16 protein-coding genes are annotated in these 16,298 nt (G+C 53.6%); 12 read left to right on the forward strand and 4 right to left on the reverse strand.

Annotation, left to right across the window (positions count from 1 at the left end; translation table 11 throughout):
- Positions 1–139: 139 nt before the first annotated feature.
- The gene (gene tig, locus SK53_RS10525; RefSeq protein WP_015571277.1) at positions 140–1,438 is read right to left on the reverse strand and encodes a trigger factor; all 1,299 of its coding nucleotides are present in this window, start codon (positions 1,436–1,438) and stop codon (positions 140–142) included.
- Positions 1,439–1,769: 331 nt separating this feature from the next.
- Entirely contained in the window at positions 1,770–2,087 is a 318-nt protein-coding gene (gene bolA / locus SK53_RS10530) for a transcriptional regulator BolA (RefSeq protein WP_003859051.1), read from the reverse strand.
- Between the two features lie 303 nt (positions 2,088–2,390).
- On the opposite strand from bolA, the gene SK53_RS10535 reads away from it, so the two are divergent.
- From SK53_RS10535 to SK53_RS10575, 8 genes are all read left to right on the forward strand, one after another.
- The gene (locus SK53_RS10535) at positions 2,391–2,969 is read left to right on the forward strand and encodes a lipoprotein (RefSeq protein ID WP_003859052.1); all 579 of its coding nucleotides are present in this window, start codon (positions 2,391–2,393) and stop codon (positions 2,967–2,969) included.
- A gap of 45 nt (positions 2,970–3,014) precedes the next feature.
- Complete coding sequence (gene ampG / locus SK53_RS10540; protein WP_048209279.1) at positions 3,015–4,490, forward strand: muropeptide MFS transporter AmpG; 1,476 nt, start codon at positions 3,015–3,017, stop codon at positions 4,488–4,490.
- Between the two features lie 479 nt (positions 4,491–4,969).
- Positions 4,970–5,917 carry a cytochrome o ubiquinol oxidase subunit II gene (gene cyoA, locus SK53_RS10550; RefSeq protein ID WP_003859054.1) on the forward strand — a complete coding sequence of 316 codons (948 nt, stop codon included), beginning with the start codon at positions 4,970–4,972 and terminating at the stop codon, positions 5,915–5,917.
- Positions 5,918–5,933: 16 nt separating this feature from the next.
- Positions 5,934–7,925: a cytochrome o ubiquinol oxidase subunit I gene (gene cyoB, locus SK53_RS10555; protein WP_022650473.1), complete on the forward strand. Its 1,992-nt coding sequence runs from the start codon at positions 5,934–5,936 to the stop codon at positions 7,923–7,925.
- Positions 7,915–8,529 carry a cytochrome o ubiquinol oxidase subunit III gene (locus SK53_RS10560; protein ID WP_003859057.1) on the forward strand — a complete coding sequence of 205 codons (615 nt, stop codon included), beginning with the start codon at positions 7,915–7,917 and terminating at the stop codon, positions 8,527–8,529. The genes cyoB and SK53_RS10560 overlap by 11 nt, the downstream gene beginning before the upstream one ends.
- Positions 8,529–8,855 (forward strand): cytochrome o ubiquinol oxidase subunit IV, encoded by a 327-nt coding sequence (locus tag SK53_RS10565; RefSeq protein ID WP_006809888.1) that lies wholly within the window; start codon positions 8,529–8,531, stop codon positions 8,853–8,855. The genes SK53_RS10560 and SK53_RS10565 overlap by 1 nt, the downstream gene beginning before the upstream one ends.
- Before the next feature lie 11 nt (positions 8,856–8,866).
- Positions 8,867–9,754, forward strand: a complete 888-nt coding sequence (gene cyoE, locus SK53_RS10570) for a heme o synthase (protein WP_003859062.1) — start codon at positions 8,867–8,869, stop codon at positions 9,752–9,754.
- Positions 9,755–9,904: 150 nt separating this feature from the next.
- Positions 9,905–11,266: an MFS transporter gene (locus SK53_RS10575; RefSeq protein WP_022650465.1), complete on the forward strand. Its 1,362-nt coding sequence runs from the start codon at positions 9,905–9,907 to the stop codon at positions 11,264–11,266.
- Between the two features lie 32 nt (positions 11,267–11,298).
- Here SK53_RS10575 and SK53_RS10580 read toward each other — a convergent pair whose 3' ends face one another.
- Positions 11,299–11,790, reverse strand: a complete 492-nt coding sequence (locus SK53_RS10580) for a YajQ family cyclic di-GMP-binding protein (protein WP_017383179.1) — start codon at positions 11,788–11,790, stop codon at positions 11,299–11,301.
- Between the two features lie 125 nt (positions 11,791–11,915).
- Here SK53_RS10580 and panE point away from each other — a divergent pair, with 125 nt between their 5' ends.
- Entirely contained in the window at positions 11,916–12,827 is a 912-nt protein-coding gene (gene panE / locus SK53_RS10585; RefSeq protein WP_022650464.1) for a 2-dehydropantoate 2-reductase, read from the forward strand.
- Positions 12,790–13,380, forward strand: a complete 591-nt coding sequence (gene yajL, locus SK53_RS10590; RefSeq protein WP_003859085.1) for a protein deglycase YajL — start codon at positions 12,790–12,792, stop codon at positions 13,378–13,380. Before panE ends, yajL begins: the two co-directional genes overlap by 38 nt.
- Positions 13,381–13,505: 125 nt before the next feature.
- Here yajL and thiI read toward each other — a convergent pair whose 3' ends face one another.
- Positions 13,506–14,954, reverse strand: coding sequence for a tRNA uracil 4-sulfurtransferase ThiI (thiI, locus tag SK53_RS10595; protein WP_022650463.1), 1,449 nt, complete (start codon positions 14,952–14,954; stop codon positions 13,506–13,508).
- Positions 14,955–15,132: 178 nt separating this feature from the next.
- On the opposite strand from thiI, the gene xseB reads away from it, so the two are divergent.
- Positions 15,133–15,375 (forward strand): exodeoxyribonuclease VII small subunit, encoded by a 243-nt coding sequence (xseB, locus tag SK53_RS10600; RefSeq protein ID WP_003859094.1) that lies wholly within the window; start codon positions 15,133–15,135, stop codon positions 15,373–15,375.
- On the forward strand, positions 15,376–16,275 hold the full coding sequence (gene ispA, locus SK53_RS10605) for a (2E,6E)-farnesyl diphosphate synthase (protein ID WP_032608639.1): 900 nt from the start codon (positions 15,376–15,378) through the stop codon (positions 16,273–16,275).
- Positions 16,276–16,298 lie beyond the last annotated feature (23 nt).

Here is a 16,298-nt window from a genome sequence, read left to right on the forward strand (position 1 = left end):
AAGCATAACAACGTTTTGTTGTAACGCTAACACTGAAAGGGCGTTTTAGCACCCTTCCAGGACTAAAGCTGTGATAAAAAAAACCCGTCGCCGGAGGGCAACGGGTTTTTTGTTCAAACTTTAAACCGTTGGGGCGAAATTACGCCTGCTGGTTCATCAGTTCGGTGAAAGAGGTCTCTTTTTCGGTCACTTTCGCTTTCGCCAGTACCGCTTCAACAGCCTGCTCTTCCAGTGCGACGTTGCGCATGTTGTCCATCAGCTCTTTGTTCTTACCGTAGAACTCGATCACTTCTGATGGATCTTCGTATGCAGAAGCCATCTCTTCGATCAGGCCTTTCACACGCTCTTCGTCAGCTTTCAGCTCGTGGGTACGAATCACTTCGCCCAGCAGCAGGCCAACAACAACGCGACGTTTCGCTTGCTCTTCGAACAGCTCGCGTGGCAGTTCCATCGCTTGCTGCTGGTTGCCACCGAAGCGCTGTGCAGCCTGACGGCGCAGAACGTCGATTTCGCTGTCGATCAGGGCAGCAGGAACGTCGATGTCGTTCGCTTTCACCAGACCTTCAATCGCCTGAGACTTCACGCGGTTACGTACAGCGCCGTTCAGCTCGCGCTCCATGTTTTTACGCACTTCGGTACGCAGGCCCGCAACAGAACCATCTTCCACGCCGAAACGCTTGATGAATTCTTCAGTCAGTTCTGGCAGTTCGCGCTCTTCCACTTTCTTCAGGTTGATAACGAACTTCGCTGCTTTACCTTTCAGGTTTTCAGCGTGGTATTCTTCAGGGAAGGTCACGTCGATGGTGAACTCTTCGCCCGCTTTGTGGCCTTTGATACCGTCTTCGAAGCCTGGGATCATACGACCCTGGCCCATCGCCAGTACGAAATCAGACGCTTTACCGCCTTCGAACTCTTCGCCGTCTACAGAACCGGTGAAGTCGATGGTTACGCGGTCTTCTGCGTCAACAGCGCCTTCTTTCTCTTTCCAGTTCGCCTGCTGCTTACGCAGGGTATCCAGCATGCCGTCAACGTCTTCGTCGGTCACGGAAACGATCGGTTTTTCAACTTCGATAGATTCCAGACCTTTCAGCTCAACTTCCGGGTACACTTCGAACTCTACGGAGTAGGTGAAGTCTTCGCCCTGCTTGTATTCGCCTGGAACGTAGTTCGGCGCACCGGCTGGATTGATTTTTTCTTTGATGATCGCGTCGATAAAGTTGCGGCTCATCAGTTCACCCAGCACATCCTGACGCACGGAAGCGCCATAACGCTGAGCAACAACATTCATTGGTACTTTGCCCTTGCGGAAGCCGTCAATACGTACTTTTTTTGCTACGTTGACCAGCTCGCTTTTCACAGCAGTTTCGATGCTGTCAGCAGCGATAGTAATCGTTACACGGCGGCCAAGGCCTTGAGTGGTTTCAACTGAAACTTGCATCTTGTTACCTCAAAAAAATCACAGTGCTCGGTCAACTCTGAATCTGTCTGTTATACCGGGATGCTCTCTTATGTGCAGATTCACATTCCCTGTCGCCAGAATCATCCCGAAGACATTCAATAAGACGCGGCATTATAGCGGCATCACTTAGGTGAGTCGAGAACGGTTGGAGCATGTTGCTGCGGCTTTTTTCACACTTTAAGGCTATTTTTAGCCTTAAAAACGCGCCATCCGCTCAAAACTCAGACAAAACAAAACGGCCCGAAGGCCGTCTTGACGAAATCTGTAAGCAACATACTGGAAAAACTCCGGCGGTTGCAAATCCGATTTATCAGGCGATGGTGCCTGCACCCCGACAAGGCGGTGATGCGAATACCGTATCCTGTAGCCCTTCCCATTCCTTAATGGTGTAGGTATGCAGCGCCAGCGCATGTACGGTTGTGGAGAGTTCTTCCGTCAAGGTGCTGTAGATCAAGCGGTGTCGGTTCAGGAAACGTTCTCCCGTGAAGCGATCGCTGACCAGAACCACTTTAAAGTGGCTTTCAGAACCTGCCGGCACGTTATGACGATAGCTTTCGTCGACAACTTCGAGAAACACAGGGTTGAACGCTGCCCTTAATTTTTCTTCTATCTGTTCACGTATCATCATGAAATCACTCCTCCGACAACGCTAAGATGTCACCCATCCCTTTAAATATTAGCCGCTTTTACCGGTTCCATTACACCTTGACAACAAATATTTAGCTTTCGTCTGATTTTCTCACCCAAACGAATGAAGTTCACTATGTGGTTCATACGTTTTGTCACTTACAGGCAGAGAAAAGCGCAAAGGTGGTCAGTTTTCGGACAAGGCGATGAATTTACATGCGTTGACCACTTCCCCTGGCCGTTAGCGATGTTATGATGGCGGCAATTTTTCTCTCTTTGCTTACGATTCGTTGAGAACCCGAAAATGTTAAAAAAACTCTTCTTTCCGTTGGTAGCACTCTTTATGCTCGCCGGCTGCGCGACTCCGCCGACGACCATTGACGTTTCACCAAAAATTACCCTGCCTCAGCAGGATCCAAGCCTGATGGGCGTTACGGTCAGCATTAATGGCGCCGATCAGCGTCAGGACCAGGCGCTGGCGAAAGTGACTCGCGACAACCAACAGGTCACGCTAACCGCCTCCCGCGACCTGCGCTTCCTGTTGCAGGAAGTGCTGGAGAAACAGATGACCTCCCGCGGCTACATGATTGGCCCAAGCGGCGCGGTTGATCTGCAAATCATCGTGAACAACCTGTACGCTGACGTCTCCCAGGGTAACGTTCGCTACAACATTGCGACTAAAGCCGATATCGCCATCATCGCTACCGCGAAGAACGGCAACAAAATGAACAAAAACTACCGTGCGAGCTATTCCGTTGAAGGCGCATTCCAGGCCTCCAACAAAAATATCGCTGACGCGGTTAACAGCGTGCTGACTGACACCATTGCCGACATGGCACAGGACACCAGCATTCACGACTTCATCAAGCAGAACGCCCGTTAATCCTGCTGACTGACCCGGTGCTTCACCGGGTCAGTTCATAAGAACATGTCCAGTCACTACTTACGCATTTTCCAGCAACCGAAATCAGCTATTCTGCTGCTCCTTGGTTTCGCCTCAGGTTTGCCCCTTGCGCTCACCTCCGGCACGTTACAGGCGTGGATGACGGTTGAGAACATCGATCTTAAAACCATTGGTTTCTTCTCGCTCGTCGGCCAGGCTTACGTCTTTAAGTTCCTGTGGTCGCCGGTGATGGATCGCTATACCCCACCGTTCCTCGGGCGCCGTCGCGGCTGGTTAGTGATGACGCAGGTGCTGCTGTTGCTGGCCATTGCCGCAATGGGTTTCCTTGAGCCGTCAACACAGCTGCGCTGGATGGCCGCGCTTGCGGTGGTCGTCGCCTTCTGCTCCGCTTCGCAGGACATTGTTTTTGACGCCTGGAAGACGGACGTCCTGCCAGCGGAAGAGCGTGGCGCCGGTGCGGCAATCAGCGTGCTTGGCTACCGCCTGGGTATGCTGGTTTCCGGCGGGCTGGCCCTCTGGCTTGCCGACCGCTATCTCGGCTGGCAGGGAATGTACTGGCTGATGGCCGCTCTGCTGATCCCCTGCATTTTTGCCACGCTATTCGCGCCTGAACCGAGCGATGTGATTCCGGTTCCCCGCTCGCTGGAGCAGGCCGTCGCCGCACCGCTCCGCGACTTCTTTGGTCGCAATAATGCCTGGCTGATCCTGCTGCTGATTGTCCTTTATAAGCTCGGCGACGCTTTCGCCATGAGTCTGACCACCACCTTCCTGATCCGCGGCGTCGGGTTTGATGCGGGCGAGGTCGGCGTGGTGAACAAAACCCTGGGGCTGTTTGCCACGATCGTCGGCGCGCTGTACGGCGGCGTATTGATGCAGCGTCTGTCGCTGTTCCGTGCTCTGCTGATCTTCGGCATCCTTCAGGGCGCTTCGAATGCCGGTTACTGGCTGCTGTCGATCACCGACAAGCATATGATCAGCATGGCGACGGCGGTATTCTTTGAAAATCTGTGCGGAGGTATGGGCACTGCGGCATTTGTCGCCCTGCTGATGACGCTGTGCAATAAGTCATTTTCCGCCACCCAGTTTGCCCTGCTCTCTGCCCTCTCAGCCGTCGGGCGCGTGTACGTAGGTCCCGTCGCGGGCTGGTTTGTTGAAGCCCACGGCTGGCCGACATTTTATCTCTTCTCTGTGGTGGCGGCTGTGCCGGGGATTTTATTGTTGCTGGTCTGTCGCCAGACGCTGGAATATACCCAGCGGACGGAACACTTCATGCCGCGCACGGAATATCAGGCTGCCTACCGGTTTGCCCTGCGTCTGCTGATGGCAGGTTGTCTTGCGCTGGTAGTGTGGCTCGCGGTTCTCATTATCAATGCGACGACCACCTTGTCGCTTCCTTTTGAAACCCAGCTGCTTGATGCAGGCGTGTTTCTCGCCATCGTGGGTATCCTGACCGGTGGGATGCTGGATTTCATGTCACTGCGGAAAACGCAGATGACATGAAGTAAAAAGCGAAAGGTTATTTCCCGTTGTAATAACGACACGAAATTATAACGGCGAAATAACCGCCATCGGCAAAAAAAAATATTTGTTGTTTTGTGCGGGATAGCATTCGGAAATTATTGGAGCTTATTTCGCTACGCTATTTTCCGTTAAACGATTCAGCATTCGAAAGATTGAATTTTCGTTTTTTAGTTGTCTTTTTATTGATAATTAATTGTTAATTATTTGTGTATTTTCCGCAATGGTTATACCAATTGTCCCTTTTGCGGTATGCTGGGGCACCCTTTCGTTATAACGCCCACTCCGTGCGGCTTCCCCCGGAAAACGCGACATAATTTGCAACACTTGTGACATGTGCGGCAGAACCCGGTAACACCTTCCTGACACAGGGCTAATGATGTTTACAGTAATGTAACCTTCCCGTAAAATGCCCCCACACTTTAAACGCCACCAGACTCCCGTGGAATTGAGGTCGTTAAATGAGACTCAGGAAATACAATAAAAGTTTGGGATGGTTGTCATTATTCGCAGGCACTGTATTACTCAGTGGCTGCGATTCTGCACTACTAGACCCCAAAGGACAGATTGGACTGGAACAACGTTCATTGATACTGACGGCTTTTGGCCTGATGTTGATTGTGGTTATTCCTGCCATCTTGATGGCTGTTGGTTTCGCCTGGAAGTATCGTGCGAGCAATAAAGATGCGAAGTATAGCCCTAACTGGTCACACTCCAATAAAGTGGAAGCTGTGGTCTGGACGGTACCTATTCTGATCATCCTGTTCCTTGCTGTACTGACCTGGAAAACCACTCACGCACTTGAGCCGAGCAAACCGCTGGTTCACGATGAAAAACCTATTACCATTGAAGTGGTCTCCATGGACTGGAAATGGTTCTTCATCTATCCAGAACAGGGCATTGCTACCGTGAATGAAATCGCCTTCCCGGCGAACACTCCGGTTCAGTTCAAAGTGACCTCCAACTCCGTAATGAACTCCTTCTTCATCCCACGTCTGGGTAGCCAGATTTACGCGATGGCCGGTATGCAGACTAACCTGCACCTGATCGCGAATGAAGCAGGCACCTACGACGGTATCTCCGCCAGCTATAGTGGCCCGGGCTTCTCGGGTATGAAGTTCAAAGCTATCGCTACGCCAGACCGCGCGACTTTCGACCAGTGGGTTGCAAAAGCGAAGCAGTCTACCAACACCATGTCTGACATGGCGGCGTTCGAAAAAGTGGCTGCACCTAGCGAATACAACAAGGTGGAGTACTTCTCTAACGTGAAACCGAATCTGTTCAAAGATGTTATTGGCAAATTTATGGATCACGGCATGAGCATGGACATGACCCAGCCTGAAGGCGAGCACAACACGCACCAGGGTATGGAAGGCATGGACATGAGCCACGCGGAAACCGCTCACTAAGGGGCCGAGGAAGAAAATGTTCGGAAAATTGACACTGGATGCAGTGCCCTACCATGAACCGATTATTATGGTTACGGTGGCTGCAATTATCATTGGTGGCGCGGCCTTAGTTGGCCTGATCACTTACTTCGGTAAGTGGAGCTACCTGTGGAATGAGTGGCTGACTTCGGTTGACCACAAAAAACTCGGTATCATGTACTGCATCGTCGGTATCGTCATGTTAATTCGTGGCTTTGCGGATGCAATCATGATGCGTAGCCAGCAGGCGCTTGCGTCTGCGGGCGAAGCCGGCTTCCTGCCACCGCACCACTACGATCAGATCTTTACCGCCCACGGCGTTATCATGATCTTCTTCGTGGCGATGCCGCTGGTAATCGGTCTGATGAACGTGGTCGTTCCGCTGCAAATCGGCGCGCGCGACGTTGCGTTCCCGTTCCTGAACAACCTGAGCTTCTGGTTCACGGTTGTCGGCGTTATCCTGGTTAACCTGTCACTGGGTGTGGGCGAATTTGCTCAGACCGGCTGGCTGGCCTACCCGCCGCTGTCGGGAATTGAATACAGTCCGGGCGTGGGCGTTGACTACTGGATTTGGGCGCTTCAGCTCTCCGGTGTCGGTACCACTCTGACCGGTATTAACTTCTTCGTGACCATCCTGAAGATGCGTGCACCAGGTATGACGATGTTCAAGATGCCAGTATTTACCTGGGCATCTCTGTGCGCCAACGTCCTGATTATCGCGTCGTTCCCAATTCTGACCGTCACCATCGCGCTGCTGACCCTGGATCGCTATCTGGGTACCCATTTCTTCACGAATGATATGGGTGGCAACATGATGATGTACATCAACCTGATTTGGGCCTGGGGTCACCCGGAAGTGTACATCCTGGTTCTGCCGGTGTTCGGTGTGTTCTCCGAAATCGCGGCAACCTTCTCGCGTAAACGTCTGTTTGGTTACACCTCTCTGGTGTGGGCAACCGTATGTATTACCGTTCTGTCGTTCATTGTCTGGCTGCACCACTTCTTCACCATGGGTGCGGGTGCCAACGTAAACGCCTTCTTCGGTATTACCACCATGATTATCGCGATCCCGACCGGGGTTAAGATCTTCAACTGGCTGTTCACCATGTACCAGGGTCGTATCGTGTTCCACTCAGCCATGCTGTGGACCATCGGCTTCATCGTGACCTTCTCCGTAGGTGGGATGACCGGGGTACTGCTGGCGGTACCTGGTGCTGACTTCGTTCTGCACAACAGTCTGTTCCTGATTGCGCACTTCCATAACGTTATCATCGGTGGCGTGGTCTTCGGCTGCTTCGCTGGCGTAACCTACTGGTGGCCAAAAGCGTTCGGCTTCACGCTGAACGAGAAATGGGGTAAACGCGCGTTCTGGTTCTGGATCATTGGCTTCTTCGTAGCATTTATGCCGCTGTACGTGCTGGGCTTCATGGGTATGACCCGTCGTCTGAGCCAGCAGATCGATCCGCAGTTCCACCCAATGCTGATGATTGCAGCGGGCGGCGCAGCGCTGATTGCCTGCGGTATTCTGTGCCAGCTGATTCAGTACTACGTGTCTATCCGTGACCGTAACCTGAACCGCGACCTGACCGGTGACCCGTGGGGTGGCCGTACGCTGGAGTGGTCTACCTCTTCTCCACCTCCGTTCTATAACTTTGCCGTAGTGCCACACATTCATGAGCGTGACGCATTCTGGGAAATGAAAGAAAAAGGTGAAGCGTACAAGCAACCTGAACATTACGAAGAGATCCATATGCCGAAAAACAGCGGTGCGGGCATCGTCATTGCCGCCTTCGCAACGGTATTTGGTTTCGCAATGATCTGGCACATCTGGTGGATGGCGATTGTTGGCTTCGCTGGCATCGTAATCAGCTGGATTGTGAAGAGCTTTGACGAGGACGTGGACTACTACGTACCAGTCCGTGAAGTTGAAAAGCTGGAAAACCAGCATTTTGACGAGATTTCTAAAGCGGGGCTGAAAAATGGCAACTGATACTCTGGCGCACTCGACTGCCCACGCGCATGAACATGCGCACCATGATACAGGACCGACGAAAGTCTTCGGTTTCTGGATCTACCTGATGAGCGACTGCATCCTGTTCTGCTGTCTGTTCGCAACCTATGCCGTTCTGGTGAACGGCACAGCGGGCGGCCCGACCGGTAAGGACATCTTTGAGCTGCCGTTCGTACTGGTTGAAACCGCACTGCTGTTATTCAGCTCCATCACCTACGGCATGGCGGCTATCGCCATGTACAAAAACAACAAGAGCCAGGTTGTCTCCTGGCTGGCGTTGACCTGGCTGTTTGGTGCTGGCTTTATCGGGATGGAAATCTATGAATTCCATCACCTGATCATGGAAGGTTTCGGCCCGGATCGTAGCGGCTTCCTGTCAGCGTTCTTCGCGCTGGTCGGCACCCACGGTCTGCACGTGACCTCGGGTCTGATCTGGATGGCGGTATTGATGTTCCAGATCTCCCGTCGCGGCCTGACCAGTACTAACCGTACCCGTATTATGTGCCTGAGCCTGTTCTGGCACTTCCTGGACGTGGTATGGATCTGTGTGTTCTCTGTTGTCTATCTGATGGGGGCGATGTAATGAGTCATTCTAACGATCATGGCGCTTCCCACGGCAGCGTAAAAACCTACATGACAGGTTTCATCCTGTCGATCATTCTGACGGTGATCCCGTTCTGGATGGTGATGAACGGTTCTGCATCTAAGCCGGTTATCCTGGGCGCAATCCTGGTGACCGCGGTGATTCAGATTCTGGTGCATCTGGTTTGCTTCCTGCACATGAACACCAAGTCCGATGAAGGCTGGAACATGACGGCCTTTATCTTTACCGTGATTATCATCGCTATCCTGGTAGTCGGTTCCATCTGGATTATGTGGAACCTTAACTACAACATGATGGTTCACTAAGAGCGGCGAGTATGTTTAAGCAATACCTGCAAGTCACGAAACCAGGCATCATCTTTGGCAACCTGATCTCCGTAATCGGAGGGTTCCTGCTGGCCTCTAAAGGCAGCATTGATTACACCCTCTTTATTTACACGCTGGTCGGTGTGTCACTGGTGGTTGCGTCCGGTTGTGTATTTAACAACTACATCGACATGGATATCGACAAGAAGATGGAAAGGACCAAAAATCGGGTGCTGGTTAAAGGCCTGATTGCCCCTTCCGTCTCGCTGGTGTACGCCACCTTGCTGGGTATTGCTGGCTTTATGCTGCTGTGGTTTGGTGCTAACCCGCTGGCCTGCTGGCTGGGGGTGATGGGGTTCGTGGTGTATGTAGGCGTCTACAGCCTGTATATGAAACGTCACTCCGTCTACGGCACGCTGATTGGTTCTCTCTCCGGCGCTGCGCCGCCGGTGATTGGCTACTGCGCCGTCACGAACGAGTTCGACAGCGGTGCGCTGATCCTGCTGGCTATCTTTAGCCTGTGGCAGATGCCGCACTCCTACGCCATCGCGATTTTCCGCTTTAAGGATTATCAGGCGGCGAACATTCCGGTTCTGCCGGTCGTGAAAGGCATTTCGGTTGCCAAGAACCACATCACGCTCTACATCATCGCTTTTGCCGTGGCAACGCTGATGCTCTCTCTGGGCGGTTACGCCGGATATAAATATCTGGTGGTAGCAGCTGCGGTGAGCGTCTGGTGGCTCGGCATGGCTCTGCGCGGTTACAAAGTGGAAGATGACAAGGTCTGGGCACGCAAGCTGTTTGTGTTCTCGATTGTCGCCATCACCTCCCTGTCCGTGATGATGTCCGTAGACTTCATGGTGCCTGATTCACAAAACCTGCTGACTTACGTCTGGTAAGCTATAGCAAGGACATAAAGGGGTGCTTCGGCACCCCTTTTTTATTCATGAAATCTATTAGTAACGTATGTAATATTTGTTAAATAACCGATTATTTACCCCGCCCCTTCCCCGCACTACACTATGGCCTGCTTTTGAACTGAGGTGGTAATGAACGATTATAAAATGACGCCAGGCGAACTGCGTGCGACCTGGGGTTTAGGGACTGTTTTCTCGCTGCGGATGCTTGGCATGTTTATGGTCCTGCCCGTTCTGACCACATATGGCATGGCGTTACAGGGTGCCAGCGAAGCGCTGATCGGTCTGGCGATCGGTATCTACGGCCTGGCGCAGGCAATATTCCAGATCCCCTTTGGCTTGCTCTCCGACCGAGTGGGTCGCAAACCGCTGATTGTCGGCGGGCTGCTGGTGTTTGTGCTCGGCAGCATCATCGCCGCCCTCTCCCACTCCATCTGGGGAATTATTCTTGGGCGCGCCCTGCAAGGTTCCGGGGCGATTGCCGCCGCCGTGATGGCGCTGCTGTCAGACTTAACCCGCGAGCAAAACCGCACCAAAGCCATGGCGTTTATCGGCGTCAGCTTTGGCGTCACGTTTGCCATTGCCATGGTGCTGGGGCCCGTTATCACCCATTCACTCGGCCTGCACGCCCTGTTCTGGATGATTGCGGTGCTGGCGACCATCGGGATCGCACTCACGCTGTGGGTTGTACCTGACAGTAAAAACCACGTCCTCAACCGTGAATCCGGGATGGTCAAAGGCTGCTTCAGCAAAGTCATCGCCGAGCCGCGCCTGCTTAAGCTGAACTTCGGCATTATGTGCCTGCACATTCTGCTGATGTCCACCTTTGTCGCCCTGCCCGGTCAACTGGCCTCAGCAGGTTTTCCGGCGGCAGAGCACTGGAAAATTTATCTGGTCACAATGCTGATCTCGTTTGTCTCCGTTGTGCCCTTCATTATTTACGCCGAAGTGAAGCGCAAAATGAAACGCGTCTTCGTGGGCTGCGTGGCGTTACTGCTGATTGCCGAGATTGTGCTGTGGGGCGCCGGCCCGCATTTCTGGGAGCTGATCGCGGGCGTACAACTGTTCTTCCTGGCCTTTAATCTGATGGAAGCCCTGCTGCCGTCGCTTATCAGCAAAGAGTCTCCGGCAGGATACAAAGGCACCGCGATGGGCATTTACTCCACCAGCCAGTTTCTCGGCGTGGCGATCGGCGGGTCACTCGGCGGCTGGGTGGATGGTCTGTTTGACTCCCAGACCGTTTTCCTCGCCGGTGCGCTGCTGGCGATGCTCTGGCTGTTTGTGGCCAGCACCATGAAAGAGCCGCGTTACGTGAGTAGCCTGCGGGTAGAAATTCCCGATGACGTGGCAATCGGTGACGCGTTACAACAGCGTCTGGAAGCGACAGAGGGCGTGAGCGAAGTGCTGATTGTCCCGGAAGAGCGCAGTGCGTATGTCAAAATTGACAGCAAAGTGACTAACCGCTTTGAGGTAGAGCAGGCGCTGAAGGCCTGAAAAAATGCCCGGTTTAGCCGGGCATGATTGTCTTAATCGCGGAAGTTTTTAAACTGGAATGGCTGACCGAGATCGCCGCCACGCACCAGCGCCATCACGGATTGCAGGTCATCACGGGATTTTCCGGTCACGCGGATCTCTTCCCCCTGGATCTGCGCCTGCACTTTGAGCTTACTGTCTTTGATAAGCTTCACGATTTTCTTCTGCACGGCGCTTTCAATCCCCTGCTTCAGCTTCGCTTCCACAAACCAGGTTTTGCCGCTGTGAACAAAATCTTCCGGCACATCGAGTGAGGTCCCTTCAATGCCGCGCTTGAGCAGCTTGGCGCGCAGGATATCCAGCAACTGGTTGACCTGGAAATCAGACTCGCTCAGGACTTTGATCGTCTTGTTCGCGTCGTTCAGTTCAATGGTCGCCTCAACGCCACGAAAATCGAAACGTGACTCAACCTCACGGACAGCATTTTCTACGCCGTTACGCGCTTCCTGCAAATCAACTTCAGAAACAATATCGAAAGATGGCATCTTTTCTTCTCCCTTCATTTTTGTTGCGTTGCATAATACCCGCAACGAGGCATAACTAGAAGCTTAGCTGATGGCGCTATACTTAGCGTCATAGCACCTGGCGCCGTTGCAGGTGAGGAGGAACGATGAAAGTAACAGTGCTTGGATGCGGAGCCCTTGGCCAACTCTGGCTTACAGCGCTATGCAAACAGGGACACGACGTTCAGGGCTGGCTGCGAATTCCCCAGCCCTATTGCAGTGTGAACGTGATGGGTACAGACGGTTCAATTTTTAATGAGTCTTTAACGGCAAACGATCCGGAATTTCTTGCCACCAGCGATTTGCTGCTGGTCACGCTGAAGGCCTGGCAGGTCTCCGATGCGGTGAAAAGCCTGGCCGCCCAGTTACCTGAAAGCACGCCAATCCTGCTGATTCACAACGGTATGGGTACCATTGAAGAGCTAAAATCTGTCCGGCAACCGCTGCTGATGGGGACAACCACACACGCGGCGCGTCGCGACGGTAACGTCATTATCCATGTTGCCAGTGGTATCACTCATATCGGTCCCGCGCGTGAACAGCCCGGCGATTACAGCTATCTTGCGGATACCCTGCAAAGCACGCTGCCTGACGTCGCCTGGCACAATAACATTCGCGCGGAACTGTGGCGCAAACTGGCGGTGAACTGCGCGATTAATCCGCTGACCGCCCTGCTGGATTGCCCTAACGGTGAACTGCGCCAGCATCCTGATCGGGTAGCGCTGATTTGCCGGGAAGTTGCCGCCGTCATTGAACGCGAAGGCTACCACACCTCAGAGTCCGATTTACGTTATTATGTCGACCAGGTCATTGAGAGTACGGCAGAAAATATCTCCTCAATGTTGCAGGATATCCGGGCTATGCGGCATACCGAAATTGATTACATTACCGGTTATCTGTTAAAACGCGCCCGGGCACACGGCATTACCGTTGCGGAAAACAGCCGTCTGTTTGAGTTAGTAAAACGAAAGGAGAGTGAGTATGAGCGCATCGGCACTGGTATGCCTCGCCCCTGGTAGCGAAGAGACAGAAGCGGTCACCACCATTGATTTGCTGGTACGTGGTGGTATTAAGGTTACTACCGCCAGCGTCGCCAGCGACGGAAGCCTGGCGATTACCTGCTCGCGTGGGGTGAAGATTCTGGCGGATGCACCGCTTGTACAGGTGGCGGACGGTGATTACGACATTATCGTTCTGCCGGGTGGTCTGAAGGGGGCTGAGTGTTTCCGCGACAGCCCGCTGCTGGTTGAAACCGTTCGTCAGTTTCATCTTTCCGGGCGTATCGTCGCGGCAATCTGTGCAGCCGCAGGTACGGTGCTGGTTCCGCACGACATTTTCCCCATCGGCAATATGACCGGCTTCCCTGGTCTGAAGGATACAATTCCGGAAGACCAGTGGGTGGATAAACGCGTGGTCTGGGATCCGCGCGTTAACCTGCTCACCAGCCAGGGGCCGGGCACCGCCATTGATTTTGGCCTGAAGATTATTGACCTGCTGGTTGGGCGCGAAAAAGCGTACGAAGTCGCGTCATCACTGGTGATGGCGGCGGGGATTTATAACTACTACGAATAAAAAAGTCGGGTGGCGCAAGGTAAAAGCAAAACGGCAACCCGAGGTTGCCGTTTTTAATGTTTGCGGCCTCTCCCTGTGGGAGAGGGACGGGGTGAGGGCATCAGGCCGCACTCCCCGACAATAAACTACGGGCGATACACCTTCACGTTCGCGAAGCCCTGCTCACGCAGATACAGCGCCTGCAAACGGCTCATGACCCCACGCTCACACCACAGCAGATACGTTTTGCTCTGGTCGAGATCGCCAAACTGGGTGCTCAGCTTGTAGAACGGCAGCGAAACCACCTCCACGCCTTCCACCTGCAACGGCTTGTCATCCTGCTCATCAACAGAACGGATATCCAGAATCGTATCGTTAGCACCAAAGCCGCTGACCGTCTCCACCTCAACCACTTCCTGCTCGGTCTGCTGGGCGATCTCACGGATATCGATGTTGGACGCTTCCGCCACCACTTTTTCCAGGATGCTGAAATCGAAGTTCTCTTCTTCCGCTTCGATCTTCGCCTTCACCGCTTTAATGGTTGGACTTTTTGAGATCACACCGCAATATTCCGGCATGGTACGGGCAAAATCTTCAGTACCGATTTTACGCGCCAGATCGATGATGTGCTCTTTATCGTGAGAGATCAGCGGGCGCAGGATCAGCGTATCAGACACGTTGTCGATAAGACGCAGGTTGGTCAGCGTCTGGCTGGAGACCTGCCCCAGCGCTTCACCGGTGACCAGCGCCTGCACGCCGTAGCGCTCAGCCACTTTGGACGCCGCGCGCACCATCATACGTTTCAGGACCACGCCCATCTGGCCGTCGTCCACTTTTTCGAGGATTTCCCCGACCACCGGCTCAAAGTTGATCGCCACAAAACGCACGCGGTGAGAGCTGCCGAAGCGGTTCCACAGGTAATGCGCCACCTGACGTACGCCGATTTCATGCGCCGCGCCGCCCAGGTTAAAGAAGCAGTAGTGCACGCGGCAGCCGCGACGCATCAGCATATAGCTGGAGACACCGGAGTCGAAGCCGCCCGAGATCAGCGACAGCACATCTTCCTGCGTGCCGATCGGGAAACCACCAATACCTTCATAACGACCCTTAACCAGCAGCAGACGATCGTTCTCGATCTCAAGGTTAACGGTGACGTCCGGGTTAGTCAGGCGCACGCGCGCCGTCTCAACGTGCTGGTTCAGACCGCCGCCGACGTAGCGCTCGACTTCAATCGAGCTGAACTCGTGTTTACCACGACGCTTCACGCGCACGCAGAAGGTTTTGCCTTCGATCTGGTCGCGGTACTGTACCAGCGCCTTTTCGAAGATATCGTGCATATCGCTGAACGGAACGTCTTCCACTTCCAGAATATGGTGAATACCCGGGATACGGGTCAGCGCGTCGCGAATATCAAGACGTTTGCTTTCGTCTTTCGCGCGGACTTCAACGTGGTCCCAGTGACGCACCACAGCGAGCGTTTCGTCGTAGTGTTTTAATACGTTACGAATGTTCCCGGTGAGAATTTTAATAAAGCGCAAACGCACAGATTGGCTTTTGATGGTGATTTCAGGGAACAATTTAATGATAAACTTCATGGCGGCAATGTTTCTTAGGCAAGCTTATAAAGGCTTGTAGTGGAAAATGATACAGCAGCCCACACCCGTGGCTGCATCCAGGCGCGCAAGTATACCACCATCGCGCCACTCGCGTTATTTGATAATTGCCCCGAGTCCGTTACCATGTTGGGGCGAAGAATATAAGAGTTAATTCACTATGCCGAAGAAGAACGACGCACCGGCCAGTTTTGAAACTGCGCTGAGTGAGCTTGAGCAGATTGTTACCCGCCTCGAGAGCGGCGATTTACCGCTGGAAGATGCCCTCAACGAATTTGAACGCGGTGTGCAGCTTGCGCGCCAGGGGCAGGTAAAGCTTCAGCAGGCCGAGCAGCGTGTGCAGATCCTGCTTTCCGACAGCGAAGACGCTAAAACCACGCCATTCACACCGGACGCCGAGTAAATGGATTTCTCCAACGCGCTTCAGGCGCGCGTCATCCGCGCCAACGATGCGCTGCGCCGATTCATTGAGCCGCAGCCTTTTCAGAACACTCCACTGGTTGAAGCCATGCACTATGGCGCACTCTTGGGGGGTAAACGCCTGCGTCCGTTCCTGGTATATGCCACGGGCAACATGTTCGGTATCAGCGATAACACGCTGGACGCCCCGGCAGCCGCCGTGGAGTGTATCCACGCCTATTCGCTGATCCACGATGATTTGCCAGCCATGGACGATGACGATCTGCGTCGCGGTCAGCCAACCTGCCATATCAAATTTGGCGAAGCGAATGCCATTCTGGCGGGTGATGCGCTGCAAACTCTGGCCTTCTCCATTCTGAGCGATGCGCCGATGGTTGAAGTGAGCGATCGCGATCGTCTGGCAATGGTGTCCGAACTGGCAATGGCCAGCGGCGTCGCCGGGATGTGCGGCGGCCAGGCGCTGGATTTAGAGGCTGAAGGTCGTCAGGTTACTCTGGAACAGCTGGAGCGCATCCACCGTCACAAAACGGGCGCACTGATTCGTGCAGCCGTTCGCCTGGGCGCGCTGAGCGCGGGTGAACGCGGGCGTAAAGCCCTGCCGATTCTGGACAGATACGCAGAAAGTATCGGTCTGGCATTCCAGGTTCAGGATGACATTCTGGATGTGGTGGGCGATACTGCAACATTGGGAAAACGTCAGGGTGCGGATCAGCAGCTTGGCAAAAGTACCTATCCCGCCCTGTTGGGCCTTGAGCATGCCCAACGTAAAGCCCGGGATCTGATAGACGATGCCCGCCAGTCGCTGAATGAGCTGGCCGCGCAATCGCTGGATACCTCGGCACTGGAAGCGCTAGCGGACTACATAATCCAGCGTGATAAATAAACTATAAATCTCGATGAGCCTTT

The organism is Enterobacter sp. MGH119, assembly GCF_001037675.1.
In the GTDB taxonomy this organism is placed as follows: domain Bacteria; phylum Pseudomonadota; class Gammaproteobacteria; order Enterobacterales; family Enterobacteriaceae; genus Enterobacter; species Enterobacter hormaechei_C.